The organism is Rhodoferax ferrireducens (genome assembly GCF_003347515.1).
GTDB lineage: Bacteria > Pseudomonadota > Gammaproteobacteria > Burkholderiales > Burkholderiaceae_C > Rhodoferax.
Window position 1 is genome coordinate 1 of record NZ_QEII01000240.1, and the last position, 16,681, is coordinate 16,681.

15 protein-coding genes are annotated in these 16,681 nt (G+C 55.8%); 1 reads left to right on the top strand and 14 read right to left on the bottom strand.

Annotated elements, in window-relative coordinates; translation table 11 throughout:
- Positions 1-443: 443 nt before the first annotated feature.
- On the top strand, positions 444-1,664 hold the full coding sequence (locus C5P05_RS06995; RefSeq protein ID WP_114969143.1) for a GAF domain-containing protein: 1,221 nt from the start codon (positions 444-446) through the stop codon (positions 1,662-1,664).
- A gap of 178 nt (positions 1,665-1,842) precedes the next feature.
- Here C5P05_RS06995 and C5P05_RS07005 read toward each other — a convergent pair whose 3' ends face one another.
- The 14 genes from C5P05_RS07005 to C5P05_RS07070 all read right to left on the bottom strand — a co-directional run bounded on the left by C5P05_RS07005 (position 1,843) and on the right by C5P05_RS07070 (position 16,633).
- On the bottom strand, positions 1,843-2,808 hold the full coding sequence (locus tag C5P05_RS07005) for a tripartite tricarboxylate transporter substrate binding protein (RefSeq protein WP_114969144.1): 966 nt from the start codon (positions 2,806-2,808) through the stop codon (positions 1,843-1,845).
- A gap of 499 nt (positions 2,809-3,307) precedes the next feature.
- Positions 3,308-4,270 (bottom strand): branched-chain amino acid ABC transporter permease, encoded by a 963-nt coding sequence (locus C5P05_RS07010; RefSeq protein WP_114969145.1) that lies wholly within the window; start codon positions 4,268-4,270, stop codon positions 3,308-3,310.
- A gap of 3 nt (positions 4,271-4,273) precedes the next feature.
- Entirely contained in the window at positions 4,274-5,158 is an 885-nt protein-coding gene (locus C5P05_RS07015) for a branched-chain amino acid ABC transporter permease (protein WP_114969146.1), read from the bottom strand.
- Between the two features lie 144 nt (positions 5,159-5,302).
- Positions 5,303-6,007, bottom strand: coding sequence for an ABC transporter ATP-binding protein (locus C5P05_RS07020; RefSeq protein WP_114969147.1), 705 nt, complete (start codon positions 6,005-6,007; stop codon positions 5,303-5,305).
- Positions 6,007-6,777 (bottom strand): ABC transporter ATP-binding protein, encoded by a 771-nt coding sequence (locus C5P05_RS07025; protein WP_114969220.1) that lies wholly within the window; start codon positions 6,775-6,777, stop codon positions 6,007-6,009. Before C5P05_RS07025 ends, C5P05_RS07020 begins: the two co-directional genes overlap by 1 nt.
- Positions 6,778-7,014: 237 nt before the next feature.
- Positions 7,015-7,767, bottom strand: a complete 753-nt coding sequence (locus C5P05_RS07030; RefSeq protein ID WP_114969148.1) for an SDR family oxidoreductase — start codon at positions 7,765-7,767, stop codon at positions 7,015-7,017.
- A gap of 12 nt (positions 7,768-7,779) precedes the next feature.
- Entirely contained in the window at positions 7,780-9,213 is a 1,434-nt protein-coding gene (locus C5P05_RS07035) for an aldehyde dehydrogenase family protein (RefSeq protein ID WP_114969149.1), read from the bottom strand.
- A gap of 226 nt (positions 9,214-9,439) precedes the next feature.
- Positions 9,440-10,504, bottom strand: a complete 1,065-nt coding sequence (locus C5P05_RS07040; RefSeq protein WP_114969150.1) for an isopenicillin N synthase family dioxygenase — start codon at positions 10,502-10,504, stop codon at positions 9,440-9,442.
- Between the two features lie 48 nt (positions 10,505-10,552).
- The gene (locus C5P05_RS07045) at positions 10,553-11,761 is read right to left on the bottom strand and encodes an ABC transporter substrate-binding protein (RefSeq protein WP_114969221.1); all 1,209 of its coding nucleotides are present in this window, start codon (positions 11,759-11,761) and stop codon (positions 10,553-10,555) included.
- A 34-nt stretch (positions 11,762-11,795) separates the two neighbouring features.
- Complete coding sequence (locus C5P05_RS07050; RefSeq protein WP_114969151.1) at positions 11,796-12,701, bottom strand: ArgK/MeaB family GTPase; 906 nt, start codon at positions 12,699-12,701, stop codon at positions 11,796-11,798.
- Positions 12,698-13,825 carry a CaiB/BaiF CoA transferase family protein gene (locus C5P05_RS07055; RefSeq protein ID WP_114969152.1) on the bottom strand — a complete coding sequence of 376 codons (1,128 nt, stop codon included), beginning with the start codon at positions 13,823-13,825 and terminating at the stop codon, positions 12,698-12,700. Before C5P05_RS07055 ends, C5P05_RS07050 begins: the two co-directional genes overlap by 4 nt.
- On the bottom strand, positions 13,822-14,238 hold the full coding sequence (locus C5P05_RS07060; RefSeq protein WP_114969153.1) for a cobalamin B12-binding domain-containing protein: 417 nt from the start codon (positions 14,236-14,238) through the stop codon (positions 13,822-13,824). The genes C5P05_RS07055 and C5P05_RS07060 overlap by 4 nt, the downstream gene beginning before the upstream one ends.
- Positions 14,235-15,857, bottom strand: coding sequence for an acyl-CoA mutase large subunit family protein (locus C5P05_RS07065; RefSeq protein ID WP_114969154.1), 1,623 nt, complete (start codon positions 15,855-15,857; stop codon positions 14,235-14,237). Before C5P05_RS07065 ends, C5P05_RS07060 begins: the two co-directional genes overlap by 4 nt.
- Positions 15,854-16,633, bottom strand: a complete 780-nt coding sequence (locus C5P05_RS07070) for an enoyl-CoA hydratase/isomerase family protein (protein ID WP_198674651.1) — start codon at positions 16,631-16,633, stop codon at positions 15,854-15,856. The genes C5P05_RS07065 and C5P05_RS07070 overlap by 4 nt, the downstream gene beginning before the upstream one ends.
- Between the last annotated feature and the right edge of the window lie 48 nt (positions 16,634-16,681).

Genomic DNA, 16,681 nt, shown 5'->3' on the forward strand with positions numbered 1-16,681 from the left:
TCCGCCTCGGTTGAAGGTTTCATGCTTGTCTCCTGCTAAAAATAATTGTTGCAGGCTTCATTCTCAGAATTCGGACCGTCAAAGTATTGAACCGCCTGTGCATATCTCTTGTCCAGAATTGCGGACTAGCTTTAACCTTGCAACATGGCCAGGAACCTACGGTGCACGCGAATCATTGAGCAATCGGACGCTTATTGTTGGGACGACGGGGGATTTAGACATGCCGGTCTCCCGAGACGGGGCCGTTGAGGTGTGCCTGAAGACAGACTGGAGATCTTGAAAGGGGTAAAATGGCCCGTCAATGGGCTGTAAAACTGGTTATGTTTACACAATTTTTTAGTGAAATTTCACTTTTATAAAGCTAGTGACTTGTTACTACACGTTGCAATGTGTTATTCAGACTTCCCCTATTCCAGTAGGTTAACCAGATCAAGAGGCCCGATGTGACACACAGTCAATCTTCAGCACTCCTTCAGACGCAACCGTTCTTCGCTACAGAGCAGCAACGACTCGCACTCGCACGCGAACGTTTTTTCGAGGAAGGGTATCGTCCGTCGGGACTGGTCAGTGAAGGCGTCATTCAGTCCTGGTACCGCTGCATGCAGGCCCACCGTAAACCGAACGAGCCCACCAGCTTCAACACGGTGACCCGCAATCGCGTCCACTCGGTGCTGTCGCGCAACCGCATGTTCCTGGATGCCGCTACCGACGAGTTGATGCGACTCGAAACCATGCTCGCTGGCACCGCCTGCCGAGCCATGTTGACAGATGCCAACGGCGTGGTGGTGCAGGCCACGCGATCGACCGCCAGCCATGACCAGTTATTACAGCTGGCAAGTCGCGTCGGTGTAAACTTGGCCGAGGAAAGTGCGGGAACAACCGCACCTGGAATCGTGGTACGAACCGGCCAGCCCTGCATCGTGAGGTCATCAGAACACTTCTTCGAGTGCATGCAGATAATCCAGTGCGCAGCCGCACCTATCCGCAACATTCATCAGCAGGTGGCCGGTGTGTTGAACGTGTCGATCGAATCGCAATCGTTCGGCTTTGATGCCGCTTCGATGGTTGCCTTGCATGCCACCTCCATCGAAAACCGGCTACTGCAAGCCCAGTCCCGCGAGCACATCATCGTCCGCCTGCAAACCATGCCCACCCTGCTGGGTACGCCGATGGAGGGGCTGGCAGGCGTGAACAGCGACGGCATGGTAACTTGGATCAACGGCGTGGCGGCGCGCCTGCTCGGCATGTTGCAAGTCGGCCCGTGGACACAGTTGAGTGAGGTGTTCGGGCTCGAACCCCGGGAACTTGCCGCATTGACCCGGCGGGCCGACGCCACGCTGCATCAGCTCCCGAACGGGCTCGCCGTCTGGTTGCTCGCGCACATGCAGTGCGCTGATGGTGCGAAAGAGGTGTTCAGCCTGGGCAGTCACCAAGAAGACGCGCAGGCCACGGCGGAACCTGAACCGGCCACTGCGGCACCGGACATGACACCGGCTTCACCCACCAACCTGCGCGAATCCGAGTTGCAACTTGTTGAACGGACGCTCGCCGAGTACGGCGGCAATGTTTCAAAAGCGGCACGCGCACTGGGCGTCTCTCGTGGTCTTATCTACCGTCATCTGAATCGCCCGCCTCCGGCCCCAGCGGATGTGAGCACCCCCTGAGCGTGGGCTGGCGCCCCTACCGGCGAGGCCGGTCACCCGCCAGCGTGATGCGGTGCATGACCCGGCGAAAGCCGTGGTAATCGTTGACCGGGTAGTGGTGGATGCAGCGGTTGTCCCAGAGCGCGTGAAAGGTCAAGGGCGAAGATATCCCGCGCAAGACTCAACAGGCCTGGCCTACTCAATCCACCTGCGCTCCGGACGCTTTGACGACGCCGGCCCACTTCTCGATGTCGGCCTTAAGGATCGCAGCAAACTCCTCTGGACCGGTGATGTAGGGATCGGCGCCTTGCGCATTGAAACTGTCGATGACTTCCTTCGACCGCAACACAGTATTCACGTCCGCGTTGATCTTGAGGATCACGTCGCGAGGTGTATGGGCAGGCGCCATCAGTCCAAACCATGGGTTAACGTCGAAAGCTCCGAAGCCGGCTTCGGCGATCGTCGGAATGTTGCTGAACGCCGCCGCACGCTTGGCGCTTGTGACCGCAATGGGCCGCAGCGTTCCGTTCTTGATGAAACCTGAAACCGACGGCAGGCTGGTGAAGACCACATTGATTTGCCCACCCATCAGGTCCTGCAGTGCTGGGGCGGCACCACGATAGGGAATATGCACCAACTTGGAATTCGTTGAAGCGTTGAACATCTCACCGAGCAGGTGATTGACTGAGCCATTCCCTGCCGATCCATACGTAATGCGACTTTTCTTCGCAACTTCCACCAGCTCCGATACGGTTTTGAAGCCGACGTCGGGCTTGCTCACAATGACGAAAGGCAATGTGGCCAAGGTGGCCACCGGGGCGAAATCCTTGCCAGGATCGAACGACAATTTTTTGTAGAGTGCTCCATTAATAGCCTGCGTGCCAACGTAGCTCATGAGCAAGGTGTATCCGTCGGCAGGTGCAGTCGTCACGAATTCCATGCCGACGTTACCGCCCGCTCCCGCGCGGTTGTCGATCACGACGGGCTGGCCCCATTTCTCGCTCAGTTTTTGACCCATAATGCGCGCGAGCGCGTCGGATGCTCCCCCCGGCGTCTGCGGTACCACTATCCGCACTGGTTTGGAAGGAAATGTTTGGCCCACCGCGGCGACCGACGCGACCGCCAAAAGCGCCACCAAAGGAAATTTTCCAAAGATTGCCTGCATGTTGACTTATATGGATAGCCTTCTGACTAGCAAGAAGAATTTGTGTTGTGTTGCGAAGAAGTCGGCTGCGCCCTTATATTCGGCCTTGATTGCGTTGTCCGCGCAGTTTCTCGCACTCGCCCGCTGGCCTCAATGCATATCGGCTGACAAACCCCTCACCGCCTAAAACGGACTTTTAATGTCCGAGACAACATTCAAGTCTAGCTCGCCCTCTAATCTGTTTCACATCACATCACATCACGTCACTTCATTCTTTACTGCCTCACTAGCCTACAAAGACTGACCATATCCTTTCGTTTAAGGTTGGTTAATAAATTCGCTTTTTCCGTTTGTCAGGCCGCCTGCACTGCTGTTTGCCGCCTGACGCTCTGAAAGCCTCGTTAGCAATCCTGCTCCTCGGTCGCCGAGCTTGCGATTGTTTATCGCCTGCCTGCTGCTGCGCAACCTCCCGAGATGTCCTTGTTGCCTGCGCCTTCCGACGGGTGAAAACATAGTAAAATTATCCCTCAGGCGCCGCCGTGGCCCGCCGCCGACGTTCCAGATACGCATGCAGCTCGCCAACCACACCTTTGCGGAACGCCAGCACGCACAGCACAAAAATCACGCCGATGATCACCGTTACCCACGAGCCGACCTTGTCGGCCAGCAGGTTTTGCAACGAAATCACAATACCGGCACCCAGTACCGGGCCGAAGAAGGTGCCGACGCCGCCCAGCAGCGTCATCAAGATCACTTCGCCCGACATCGACCAGTGCACATCGGACAAGGTGGCGAAACCCATCACTAGTGTTTTAAGTGATCCGGCCAGGCCGGCCAGCGCGGCTGACAGCACAAACGCCAGCAGCTTGTAGCGGTCCACCTGGTAGCCCAGCGAAATCGCGCGCGCCTCGTTTTCGCGGATCATCTTGAGCACCTGGCCGAACGGTGAATGCACGATGCGTGAAATAAACAGAAAGCACGCCATGAATATCGCCAACGCCAGGTAATACATGGCGGTGTCTGACTCCAGCGAGAACAGGCCGAACAGACTGCCGCGCGGCACGCCTTGCAATCCGTCTTCACCCCCGGTAAAAGGGGCTTGCAGGCAGACGAAATACACGATCTGCGCCAGGGCCATCGTGATCATGGCGAAATAAATGCCCTGGCGCCGGATCGCCACCATGCCAACCACCAGACCGATCAGGCCGGAGGTGAGGACACCGGCCAGGATGCCCAATTCAGGCGTGAAATTCTGGGCCTTGATGAACCAGCCCGTGACGTAAGCGGCCGAGCCGAAAAACGCCGCGTGGCCGAACGACAGCAGGCCGGTAAAACCCAGCAGCAGGTTGAAAGCCGCGGCAAAAATGGCAAAGCACAACAGCTTCATTAAAAACACCGGGTAGAGCCCGAGCAGGGGCGCCAGCAGCGCCAGAACCAGCAGCACGAAGTAGGTAACAGCAACCACTTTGTTGGTTTTATTCATGACTCAGGCCTCCTTACCAAATAGGCCCGCAGGGCGAATCATCAGCACAATGACCATGATGACAAACACCACAATATTGGAGGCTTCCGGATAAAAGACCCGTGTCAGCCCCTCAACGATGCCCAGGCCGAGACCGGTCAGGATCGAACCCATGATGGAGCCCATGCCGCCAATCACGACCACCGCGAACACCACGATGATCAGGTTCGAGCCCATCAGCGGATTGACCTGAATGATGGGCGCGGCCAGTACCCCGGCCAGTGCTGCCAGTGCGACGCCGGCGCCATAGGTCAGCATCACCATCATCGGCACGTTGATGCCGAAGGCCTGCACCAGCGCGGCGTTTTCGGTCCCGGCACGCAGGTAGGCGCCCAGGCGGGTGCGCTCGATCAGGTACCAGGTGCCCAGGCACACCACCAGCGACGCCAACACCACCCAGGCGCGGTAGTTCGGCAACACCATGAAGCCCAAGTTGGTAGCACCGGACAGCAGTTCTGGCACAGGATACGACTGGCCTGACACGCCATAGAGTTCGCGGAAAATGCCCTCGGCGATCAGCACCAAGCCAAAGGTCAGCAGCATGCCATACAGGGGGTCGAGCTTGTACAGGTGTTTCAGAAACAGTCGCTCAATTACCACACCGATCGCACCCACGGTCAAAGGTGCCAGCACCAGCGCAAACCAGTAATTGATGCCGAACTGGTCCAACATGATCCAGGCCGCAAACGCGCCCAGCATATAGAGGGCGCCGTGCGCAAAATTAACAATGCCCAACAGGCCAAAAATGACCGCCAGTCCGAGGCTGAGCATGGCATAAAACGCGCCGTTGACCAGACCCAGCAACAACTGGCCCAGAAACGCTTGAAGGGGAATGCCGAAAATTTCCATGAGGGTCTGTCAGTTCACTTCTTGATCAGCGAGCATTGAGACTCGGCCAGTGCGGCGACGAGAGTCTTGAGTTTCATAGCATCTCCTGTTGAGTAGGTTGTCGAAACGGGGGTGAGAAATCGGGCTGATCGCTTAGGCAGTTGCTCAAACGCCCAGGTATTCCTGCAGCATGCCCATGTTCTGAGCCAGCTCGCCTTGTTCAAACTGTTTGACGATGGCGCCGTGCTCCATCACGTAAAAACGGTCGGCCAGCGGTGCGGCAAAGCGAAAGTTCTGTTCCACCAGCACAATGGTGTAGCCCTTGGCCTTGAGCGTGAGAATCATCTCGGCCAGCTTTTGCACAATGACCGGTGCCAGGCCTTCCGAGATTTCATCGAGCAAGAGCAGGCGCGCGCCGGTGCGCAAAATGCGCGCCACCGCCAGCATTTGCTGCTCGCCGCCCGACAGCCGGGTGCCGGGGCTTGAGGCGCGTTCTTGCAGGTTGGGAAACATGCCGTAAATTTCTTCAACGCTCATGCCTCCGGGTGCCAGGCTGGGCGGCAGCATCAGGTTTTCTTCGGCTGTCAGGCTGGCAAAAATGCCGCGCTCTTCCGGACAGTAACCGACGCCAAGGTGGGCCACCTTGTGGGGCGCCATTTTGATGGTCTCGGCGCCGTTGATTTTGATGGAGCCTTTGCGCGAGCCGGTCAGGCCGACAATGGCGCGCATGGTGGTGGTACGCCCGGCGCCGTTACGCCCCAGCAGGGTGACGACCTCACCTTCGTTCACCGTGAGATTCACGCCATGCAGGATGTGTGACTCGCCGTACCAGGCGTGCAGATCTTCGATGCGAAGCAATTCCTTTTTCATCAATGCGCACCCTGCAGTTCGGTGTTGACCGTGCCCATGTAGGCTTCAATCACCAGCGGATTTTTGGAGACGTCTGCATACGGGCCGTCAGCAATGATGGCGCCACGCTGCAGCACCGTGATGCGGTCGGCAATCGACGAAACCACGTTCATGTTGTGTTCCACCATCAGGATGGTGCGGCCGGCAGAGACCTTCTTGATCAGCTGCGTCACGCGGTCCACGTCTTCGTGGCCCATGCCTTGGGTGGGTTCGTCCAGCAGCATCAGCTCGGGCTCCAGCGCCAACGTTGTGGCCAGTTCCAGGGCGCGCTTGCGGCCATAGGGCAGGTTGACGGCCAGTTCGTGGGCAAAGTCCTGCAGATCAACCTCGGCCAGCAACTCGTGGGCGCGCTGGTGCAGGTGGGTCAGCGTACGCTCGGCTTTCCAGAAGTGAAACGAGGTTCCCAGATTGCGCTGCAGCGCCGCGCGTACGTTCTCCAGCACCGACATGTGCGGAAACACCGCCGAGATCTGGAAGGAGCGGACGATGCCGCGCCGTGCGGTTTGCGCGGGTTGCTCAAACGTGATGTCGATGTCGTTGAACGTGATGGTGCCGGTGGTCGGGTGCAGAAATTTGGTCAGCAGGTTGAAGAAGGTGGTTTTACCCGCGCCGTTGGGGCCAATCAGCGCATGGATGTGACCGCGCTTAACCTTCAGGTTCACCTGGTCGACGGCCACGAATCCCTTGAATTCCTTGGTCAGGCTTCTTGTCTTCAGGATGACGTCGGGCATCGGATCTCCATTATTTTTTTTGTCGGTTTCAGGTTCGTGCATTTATTCAAGTCCAGTCGATGTCCCGGTTCGGCTGTCAATCAATATCGCTACTTTGAATGGGTAGCATCTATATTCATCAACAGGCGTTCCATCTCATCGTATTGAGTACAGGTCAAATTTCAAACGCATCAAAATGCATACAACCAACATCAAACGCGTTGTCGTTTAACTGCAGATGGTGAAACGCTATATTGATCAAATCGAACGGCCACCATCTACTGGCATCTCGATGCCAGTCAAGAATTGAGCCTCAGAACTTGCTAAAAACACTGCAACATGTGCTACGTCAACTGGGTCGCACATGCGTCCAAGAGGGATCGTGGCAATGAAGCGAGCCCGGTTTTCTGGTGTATCGGGGACACCCATGAAATCCTGAAGGAGTGCAGTAGCCGCCATGACAGGAGAGATGATATTGACGCGAATATTGTCCGGGGCCAATTCAACGGCCATCGATTTTGACATTACGCTTACTGCACCTTTGGAGCTGTTGTACCACGTCAAACCGGGACGCGGCCGGATACCGCCAACCGATCCGATATTGAGTATCACTCCTCCCTTTCGCTGTTTCATAAGGGGAACCACTGCACGTGCCATATGGTAAATCGACTTTACGTTGACCGAAAAAACTCGATCGAACGTCGCTTCATCGACATCAAGCATCGACTGGTTACGATGTGTAGTGCCCGCGTTGTTGACAACAATGTCGGGAATACCGAAGCGATCGACGCAATGGCTCACCGCCGCTCCAACCTGTTCTGACTTCGTTACGTCGCAAGCGATAGCGCTCGCATTAGAGCCGAGTTCGACTGCAAGCGCCTGCGCCGCTCCCAGGTTGATATCGACAAGAACGACCTTTGCACCTGCTTTAATGTAGGCTTGCGCAATCGCAGCACCGAAACCACTTGCGGCGCCAGTAACAATGGCAATTTTATTAGATAGTTGTGACATCCTATATTCCTCTTAGTTATAGTATTGAACAATGGTTTTGGTGGTGCTCATTTCTTCAAGCGCGAGCATACCTTTCTCACGCCCATGCCCGCTTTTCTTAACGCCACCGAATGGCAATTCGACTCCGCCGCCCGCGCCGTAACAGTTAATAAAGACCTGCCCACTCTGGATACGCTTGGCTACGCGCGACTGGCGACTGCCGTTCTCGGTCCATATTCCAGCGACGAGACCGAATTCGGTCGCGTTAGCCAGTTCAATCGCATCCTCTTCATCTGAAAACGACATGGCCGAGAGCACCGGACCGAAAACTTCAAGATAGGCCAAATCATGATTACGGGGCACGGAGCCAAAAAGCACAGGCTTGATAAAATAGCCGCCTTGGGGAAGATTCGGTGCAAGACTTCCCTCTGCGATCAGCGGCACTCCCGATGCAATCGCATCTGTGACGAACTTGTTGACTCGTCCATACTGCTTTGCATTGATAATCGGACCGCAGTCAATATCCATTTCTGGCGTACCGACTTTCACCGCTCTGAAGCTCTCCGCAACCATACCGATAAACTTATCGTAGATATTTTGTTGGACGAGCAATCGGCTACCTGCGGAACAAGTCTGTCCTGCATTTTGTACAATAGCCTTGACAATAATCGGCAGCGCTTTATCTAGATCGGCATCATTGAAGACGATTTGAGGTGATTTCCCTCCTAGCTCGAGTACGCATGGAACATGATTGCGTGCTGTAGCCTGCTGCACCATGACCCCTACTTCTGGCGATCCTGTAAAGGTGGCGAAATTGATGCCTGGATGCGAAGTTAGCGCTGCGCCAGCTTCTGCGCCGTAGCCGGTAATAATATTCAGCGCTCCGGGTGGCAATCCGGCTTCCATCGCAAGCTCGCCGAGCTTGAGAGTGGTTAGACACGCGTCCTCCGATGGCTTCACTACCGCAGCATTTCCCATCGCCAGCGCAGGGGCGAGAGTGCGACCTAGCATCTGGGCTGGGTAATTCCAGGGGATGATGTGCGCTGTCACCCCATGCGGAATGCGAATTACGTTAACATTGTACCCATTGAGGTACGGAATTGCCTGACCATGTACTTTGTCGGCCGCGCCGCCATAGAATTCAAAGTAGCGTGCTACTGCAATCACATCATTACGCGCCACAGTCATTGGTTTGCCAGTGTCGCGCGCCTCAAGCTGGGCGAACTCTTCAGCATTATCCAGAAGTAGTTGCCCAAGGCGGTGCAATATTCGCCCGCGTTCAGTGGCAGTCATACGCCCCCAGGCGCCATTCAGTGCTCGCTGCGCCGCGGCCACTGCCAGATCAATATCGGCAGCTTGTCCGCGTGCAATTTTTGTAAAGGCCTGTCCATTGCATGGATTAATCATATCGATAGTTCGGCCATCGATAGCATCGACCCATTGACCGTCGATTAATAATTTACTCATTGCCTACTCCAAGATATTTTAATTATTTACACTTAAATTAATGTAATTATCAGCTTTATGTCCTGAAAAGAAACTAGGACTGCTTGGAAAGCAATCATGCCCCTAGCAGGTACTCTCTTCGCTCGATGTAACAGTACTAAATGATACTGAGCGCTAAGGATGCTCTGCATAACCCCCGCGATGCGCGGGTTATGCAGAGCATCCCTAAAACACCGTTTTCAAAGATTTAAGCTTCTTTCATGAATTCTGGATCGTTGTAATGATAAAGATCATCAAGGTAGGGGACAAAAAAATCATAGAAAGATCTTGAGTCATACTTCGCCGACTCACCCGGTTTTATGCATTCAGGGATAGGCCCGACATTGGCGTCATCATCTGGATAAAAGAAGAAGACCAACGCATATCGCTTCGTTGGTGGATTTACTACGCGGTGCGGTGTGGCTATAAATCGATCGTTGGACAAGCGGTTGAGAACCTGACCGGTATTCACAATCAGGGCATCTTTAACGTAACTGACCTTGAGCCATTCCTTCGATGGGGTCATTACTTGAAGCCCCGGAACTGGAGTCATTGGGAGTAACGTGAGAAAGCTGCCATCAGAATGGGGGGCAAGAGCATATTGCCCTTCTTCCAAATTTTCCTCAGGATGGTAATAAGCACAGCGTTGGTAGTATTCAGGAGTTTTAAACATACTATCAAAATAGTTTGCAGGAAGCTCCAATGCGCGAGCATAAACAGGAACAAGCTTAAGCGAAAGTTGCTCCATCGCCAGGTGATACTTCATCAGGGTTTCGCGAAACTTTGGAAGGCTCTCGGGCCATTGATTCAGGCCACGATGGCGGATGTTAGCTACAACTTTTGGATCATCCTCCGATCTATTGCGCATGAACAACCATGCCGCATTGGTATCTTTTTTTGTGTTGACTGCAATCTTGTCCGCGATTACAGTTGATTTCAATATTGAGGATTTTGGTGGAAGGTAGCCCTGATGGTGATACCCTACTCGGTGCTTGAGTTTTTCTTCCATTGGTATGGAAAATAACTCCTCGAGTTGCTGAAATGATTCATCAATAAGTTCCTGAGGTATGCCATGGTTGATTATGGCAAAAAATCCAAGATTTTCTTGAATTGCTCTCACATCAACACCTAACTGCTCAAGCGCGCCTGGCGTACCTGCAAGATATGGACCCACATCTAAAATAGGAAGGTTTTTCCCAAGCGCTATTGCTGCAGCAACTTCAGCGGATACCGATATAGATTGCTCGGTAGTTTTATTTAATAAAGTTTCCATGGAATTTGTCTTTCTAAAAGTTTTAAACCAGCCTAAATTATTTTCGCCTTATTTCCAATAAGCGCACTTTGATTCTGCCTTAGAGGCGAATGCTTCCGCTCCAGGAATCATTTGAATTTGCTTGTAGTAATCCCAAGGATACTTTGATTCTGACGGCTTCTTAATTTCCATTAGCCGCAAATCGTGAATCATGCGACCGTCCTCACGGATATATCCATTTGGGGTATACATATCATTAATTTTTGTTTTTTTCATCTGAGCGATTGTCTTTTCTGAGTTATCTGTACCTATTTTTTTAACGGCATTCAAATATTGAAGTGCTGCAGAATAACTAGCCGCCTGCATACTTGTCGGCATTTTTTTCATTTTTTCGTAGAATCGACGCGCCCATTTCCGCGACTCTTCGTTCTGGTCCCAATACCATGCTTCGGTTAGGTTGATGCCATTTGTTAAATTTAAACCTAAGGCGTGTACATCGGTTAGAAAAAACATCAGGCCTGCGATTTTCATTGTTTTTGTTATGCCAAACTCATTTGCTGCTTTAATTGAATTAATAGTATCGCCACCTCCATTTGCCAAACCTAGAACCTGTGCTTTAGATGCTTGCGCCTGTAGCAGGAAGGACGAAAAGTCGGACGCTGATAATGGGTGTTTAACACTACCGATTACCTTGCCTCCATTGGCATTGATGACTTGTGTTGTCTCTTTTTCAAGAGACGCTCCAAAAGCATAATCAACGGTTAGAAAATACCAAGACTTACCTCCTTGCCTAGTCATAGCAGCACCCGTACCCCTGGCAAGTGCGACAGTGTCGTAGAGATAATGGATCGTATAAGGTGAACAGGCCTCATTGGTTAATTGTGCAGCCACTCCGCCAGTAACAATCGCTAACTTTTTCTTTTCCGCTGCAACTTTTGCAATAGCTAGGCTCGTACCCGAACTCGGGCCGCTTATCACCATATCTACCCCTTGCCGGTCGAACCATTCACGCGCTAGGGTGGCAGCAATGTCTGGTTTTGCCATGTGATCAGCTACAACGACTTCAATTTTTTTCCCAGCGACAGTGCCACCAAAATCAGCAATCGCCATATTCACCGCCTCTGTAATGCCATTTCCGCCCATATCGGCATAAAGGCCTGACATATCGGCCAAAACGCCGATTTTTATGACGTTGTCGCTAATTTGAGCCGAAGCGGGAATGGCACCCGCCATCGAAATCGCAGCGAGCATCGCTGGCATCAATTTTTTTAATTTCATCGTCTTCATGTTGTCTCCTATTTATAACGTTGTCTTACCGGATAACAGCCTGGCCCAATAGGTCCAGGATGCTCGCCATTTGCTGTGCAAGCGGTCTTTCAAAAAAGCCGGAGTCCTGCCGTGCCAGGACTTCGGCTGTTCGAATTTCGATCAGGCGCCGCAGACGGTAGCGAGCGCGTTGCTGCAACAGTGCTGCCCGGCGCTCGCTCGTCTCCAGCCATGCCTGATGACGATCGATTTCCGCCGACAGCGCTTCGATCGATTCGGGTTGTGATGCGGATGCCAGCAGAACGGAGGGAACCCACGCGCCACGATCCTGGCGAGTGATCGATGCAATCCGCTTGACATCCGTCGCCATCTTCCGGGCGCCGGGCAGGTCGGCCTTGTTGACGACGAAAATGTCGGCCATCTCCATGATTCCGGCTTTCATGGCCTGCACCATGTCACCGCTATCGGGCAGCAAAAGCAGGACCAGCGTATCCACCTGGACCCGTGCGGCATACTCGACCTGGCCGACGCCGACCGTCTCAAGCATCACTTCCGCAAAGCCGAAGTCATCCATCGCGTCCAGCATTTCGGGCAGGTTGTCCGCCAGGCCGTCGAACGTGGCGCGCGAGCCCAGCGAGCGGATATACAGCTCCGATGTACCTGCGAGTTCGTCCATGCGCAGCCGGTCGCCCAAAATGGCGCCACCGCTTTTCGGGCTGCTTGGATCGACCGCCAGGATGCCGAGGCGGCGATGATCCCGTGCGCGATGCAGCGCGAGATGCCCGAGCAAGGTGCTCTTGCCGGCGCCAGGCGCGCCTGTCATGCCGATCCGGCGGGCGAGTACCTCCGAAGGATCATGCAGCGGACGCGCGATCAACTCTGTCGCGCTCGCATTAGCGAGCTGGGTCAAGGTCTGTCCCAACTTGCGGCGATCGAGCGGCGGTCTGTTCATGCAGGCACCGTCCGGAACACCACGGAATGATGTTCGTCGAGCAGTGGCGGTAACCCGTACTGCGGCGCATAGCCTTCAAACCGGATCGGGCTGGCGACTGCGCGCAACGGCAGGCTGCCATCCCCCAGAGTGATCACCATGGCGCGGGAGCGAGTGAGGTCGCTCTGCAAGGCATCGCTCAGGGTGCCGACTTCGGCGGCGACGACGCCAAGCGGCGCGAGACGCGCAACCCACTGCGCCGCCGTGGCACCCTGTAGCACGTCTGTAATGCGTGCGATGACCTCGACCCGATGCTCGCGGCGGCTGCTCATGGTGGCGAAGACAGGATCGGCAATCCATTCGGGCCGTCCGATTTCGTTGCAGAACTTCTGCCAAAACTTGTCGTGCGTGATGAATAGCGTCAGCCAGCCGGCCGCCGTCGGAAAAATCTGCGCGGGAACGACATAAGGGTGGGACGAGTTCGGCAAGCGCTCGATAACGTCACCCGTATTCAGTGCCGCGCCCGCCAGGTAATTGAGCTGCGAAAGCATCACGTCATACATGGCCACGTCCACCTGCCCCCCTTGGCCCTGTACGATTTTTGCAAGCAACCCGACGACGGCGACCAGCCCCGCCGAATTGTCGACCACCGAATAGCCGGCCTTGGTCGGCGGCGCTGCAGGATCGCCGGTGAGAGCCATGACTCCCGTCATGGCCTGGATCACATAGTCGTATGCCGGGCTGTCCGAATAGGGGCCTTCCAGCCCGTAGCCCGTTAAAGCAACACAAACGAGGCGCTCATTCCAATGGCGCAAGGCCGCGTAGGTCAAGCCCAGCTTTCGGATCGCAGAGGGCCGGAGGTTAGTGACCAGCGCGTGCGAGTCCGTCACGATGCGGCCCAGCGCCTCCTGGCCTTCTCCGCTGGCCAGGTCAATCACCACACTCTTCTTGTTGCGATTGAGGCTGGCGAAGTAAGCGTTGTGCGGCCCTATGAAATGCGGGCTGACCGAGCGCGCGATATCGCCCTCGGGCGGCTCGATCTTGATCACCTCGGCGCCCATGTCGGCCAGCATGAGGCCGCAGTAGGGGCCTGCCAGCATGTGGCCCACCTCGACAACACGAATGCCGGCAAGGGGTGCGTTCATGCAAGCCTCTTCGCGAGAATAGTCACCACGTCCTGCAGCGGCATGTCGGCGGTAAAGATCGACGCGACACCCTGTTCAAGCAGCAGGGGCTGGTCCTCCGCGGGAATAGTCCCGCCCACGAACACTTTGATATCGCCGGCCTTGAGTGCCTGCAATTGCGCCATGACGTCGCGGACCAGCTCTTTGTGGCTGCCCGACAGGATGCTCAAGCCCACCGCATCAACGCCTTCGTCAACCGCAACCTGGGCGATTTGTTGCGGGCTGCGCCGCAAGCCGGTGTAGATGACCTCGGCACCGGCATTGCGCAAGGCCAAAGCGATAATTTTGGCGCCGATGTCGTGGCCGTCGAGACCGGGCTTTCCAATGAGAATTCGCTTGCCGGCTAGCGAAGCGTTGGCTTGTAGGGTGTTCATAGATTGACGGGCTCCTTGAATTCGCCCCATTCCTTTTTCAGGCAGGCGACCATTTCGCCCACGGTGGCGTAGGCATGGCAACACTCGACAAGGTTGGGCATGACGTTTTCGCGGTCTTTGGCGGCGGCTACGGCCAGCTTCGACAGTGAGTCGTCCACGGCCGCCTGCTGACGGGTATCGAGAACGCGCTGGAATTTCTCAAGCGCGCGTTGCGCGACCGTCGGGTCCAGCTTGAAAACCTCGCCGACCTTGATCTCTTCGTTCAACTTCTTGAAGTGGTTCTGCCCCACGATCACGTTGTCGCCAGAGTCGGTATCGAGTTTTCGCTCCAGCCCCCGTTCGGCAAGACGAAGCTGGATCCAGCCGTCTTCGATCGCCGGGATCACCCCGCCATAGGCGTCGATCTCGGCCATCACCTTGGTGATTTGCTCCTCCATCCGGTCGGTATGCTGTTCCAGAAAATAACTGCCGCCCAAGGGGTCGACTGTGCGGGCGATCCCGGATTCATAAGCGATCATCTGCTGTGTCCGCACGGCCAGTTCGGCAGAGAATTCCGTCGGGATCTGGAACGCCTCATCGAACGCGCAGGTAAAGATCGATTGCGCCCCGCCGAACACGGCGGCCATGGTTTCGACAGCGACTCGCGCAACATTGTTGTAAGGTTGCGGTGCCACCAGCGAGGAACCGCCGCAAACTACGCCGAACCGGAAGTGCTGCGCCTTGGGGTCCTGCACGCCGTAACGCTCTTTCATCAGACGCGCCCACATTCGCCGACCGGCGCGGAACTTCGCGATCTCTTCGAAGAAGTCCATATGGACATAAAAGAAGAATGACAGGCGCTTGGCGAACTTCTCCACGTCGCCGCCGCGTGCCCGCAGTTCATCGACATAAGCAAGTCCGTTGGCTAGCGTGTAAGCCATTTCTTCCGCCGCAGTCGCGCCAGCGTCCCGAACGTGGGCGCCGGCGATGCTGATCGGGTTGAAGCGGGGCGAGACGTCGTTCGAATAGAGGATTGAGTCCGCAATGAGCCGCATCGAGGGACGCACAGGAAAAATCCAGGTGCCGCGTGCGACGTACTCCTTCAAGATGTCGTTCTGGATGGTGCCGGTAAGCTTGCTGCGCGGGACATTCTGCTTGTCGGCCACCGCCAGGTACATGGCGTAAATGATGGCCGCCGTGCCGTTGATCGTGAACGAGGTTGAAATTTTTGAGAGGTCGAGTCCCTGAAACAGAATCTCGGCTTCGCTCAGATTGGAAAGCGAGACCCCCACCTTGCCAATTTCAGGCCGCGCCATCGGATGCGTCGGGTCGAAGCCGCACTGCGTCGGCAGGTCGAGCGCCACCGAGAGACCGGTCTGCCCCTTCGCAAGCAAGAACTTGTAGCGCTCGTTGGACTCCTCGGCCGTGCCGAAACCTGAATATTGCCGGATGGTCCAGAGGCGGCCCTGGTAGCCGTCGGGAAAAATACCCCGCGTAAAAGGATACTCTCCGGGCGCGCCGATATTGTCCGGATTGACGGCAGAGGCATCAACACTGGTCGGCACCTCGATGCCGCTTCGGTTGACCGGTTTAAGCCGCGGCTCCGTGCTTGCCGTTGTTGGGTTGTCGGTGCTGCTCATTTTTTACCTTTGGCTAAAAGCTTTTCAGCCGCGTTCCAGTGGTCTTGATGGAGCCACGTTGTCACGAGCTGCTGCTGCTCCAAAGCGCGCCGCGCGTCGTAAGACGCACCCTGACGCCATGCAGCGGTCTGCGCCTTGATACCGTGCAATACCGGCTGCGCGCAAGCCAGCATGGGGGTGATGAAAGCCTGGATGTCGGCTCCCGCCGGGCCGTCGCTGATCACCGCATCGGCCAGGCCCCAACGCAATGCTTGTTCAGCATCGACCAGCTCGCAACGGCTCATCATCCGCATCGCGCGCGCTGCGCCGACAAGCTGGCACAGGTCCGGTCCACCGCCCCAGGCGGACGTGATGGCCAGTTTGGCCTGGATGAAGCCGATGCGCGCGTGCGAGGCCTGCATCCGCATGTCACACGCCAAGGCCAGTTCCGCGCCCCCGCCGATCGCATCACCGTTGAGATAGGCCAACACCGGTACAGCGCAGTGGCGCACGGTATCGAGCGCCACGCGAGCCGCGTTGGTCATCGCGATCACGGCTGCTTCGTCGCGCACACCTGCGAGTTCGACGAGATCGCCGCCGGCCGCAAAGAAACGGTCACCAGCGCCGGTGAGGACGATCAGGCGCGTCTCGCGCCTGTTGCCCTCAACCGTTATCGCGTCAGCAATGCCCGAAAGCACGTTGCGGGCAAGCGCGTTGTGCTTTTGCGCCCGATCGATAGTGATCCAGATGACGCCAGGTGCGCGTTCCTCGACCATGATGTCTTTGTTTTTTTGCACGCTTTCATATCTCCTTGATTGACTTGAGTTGTGATCGTAGGCATCATC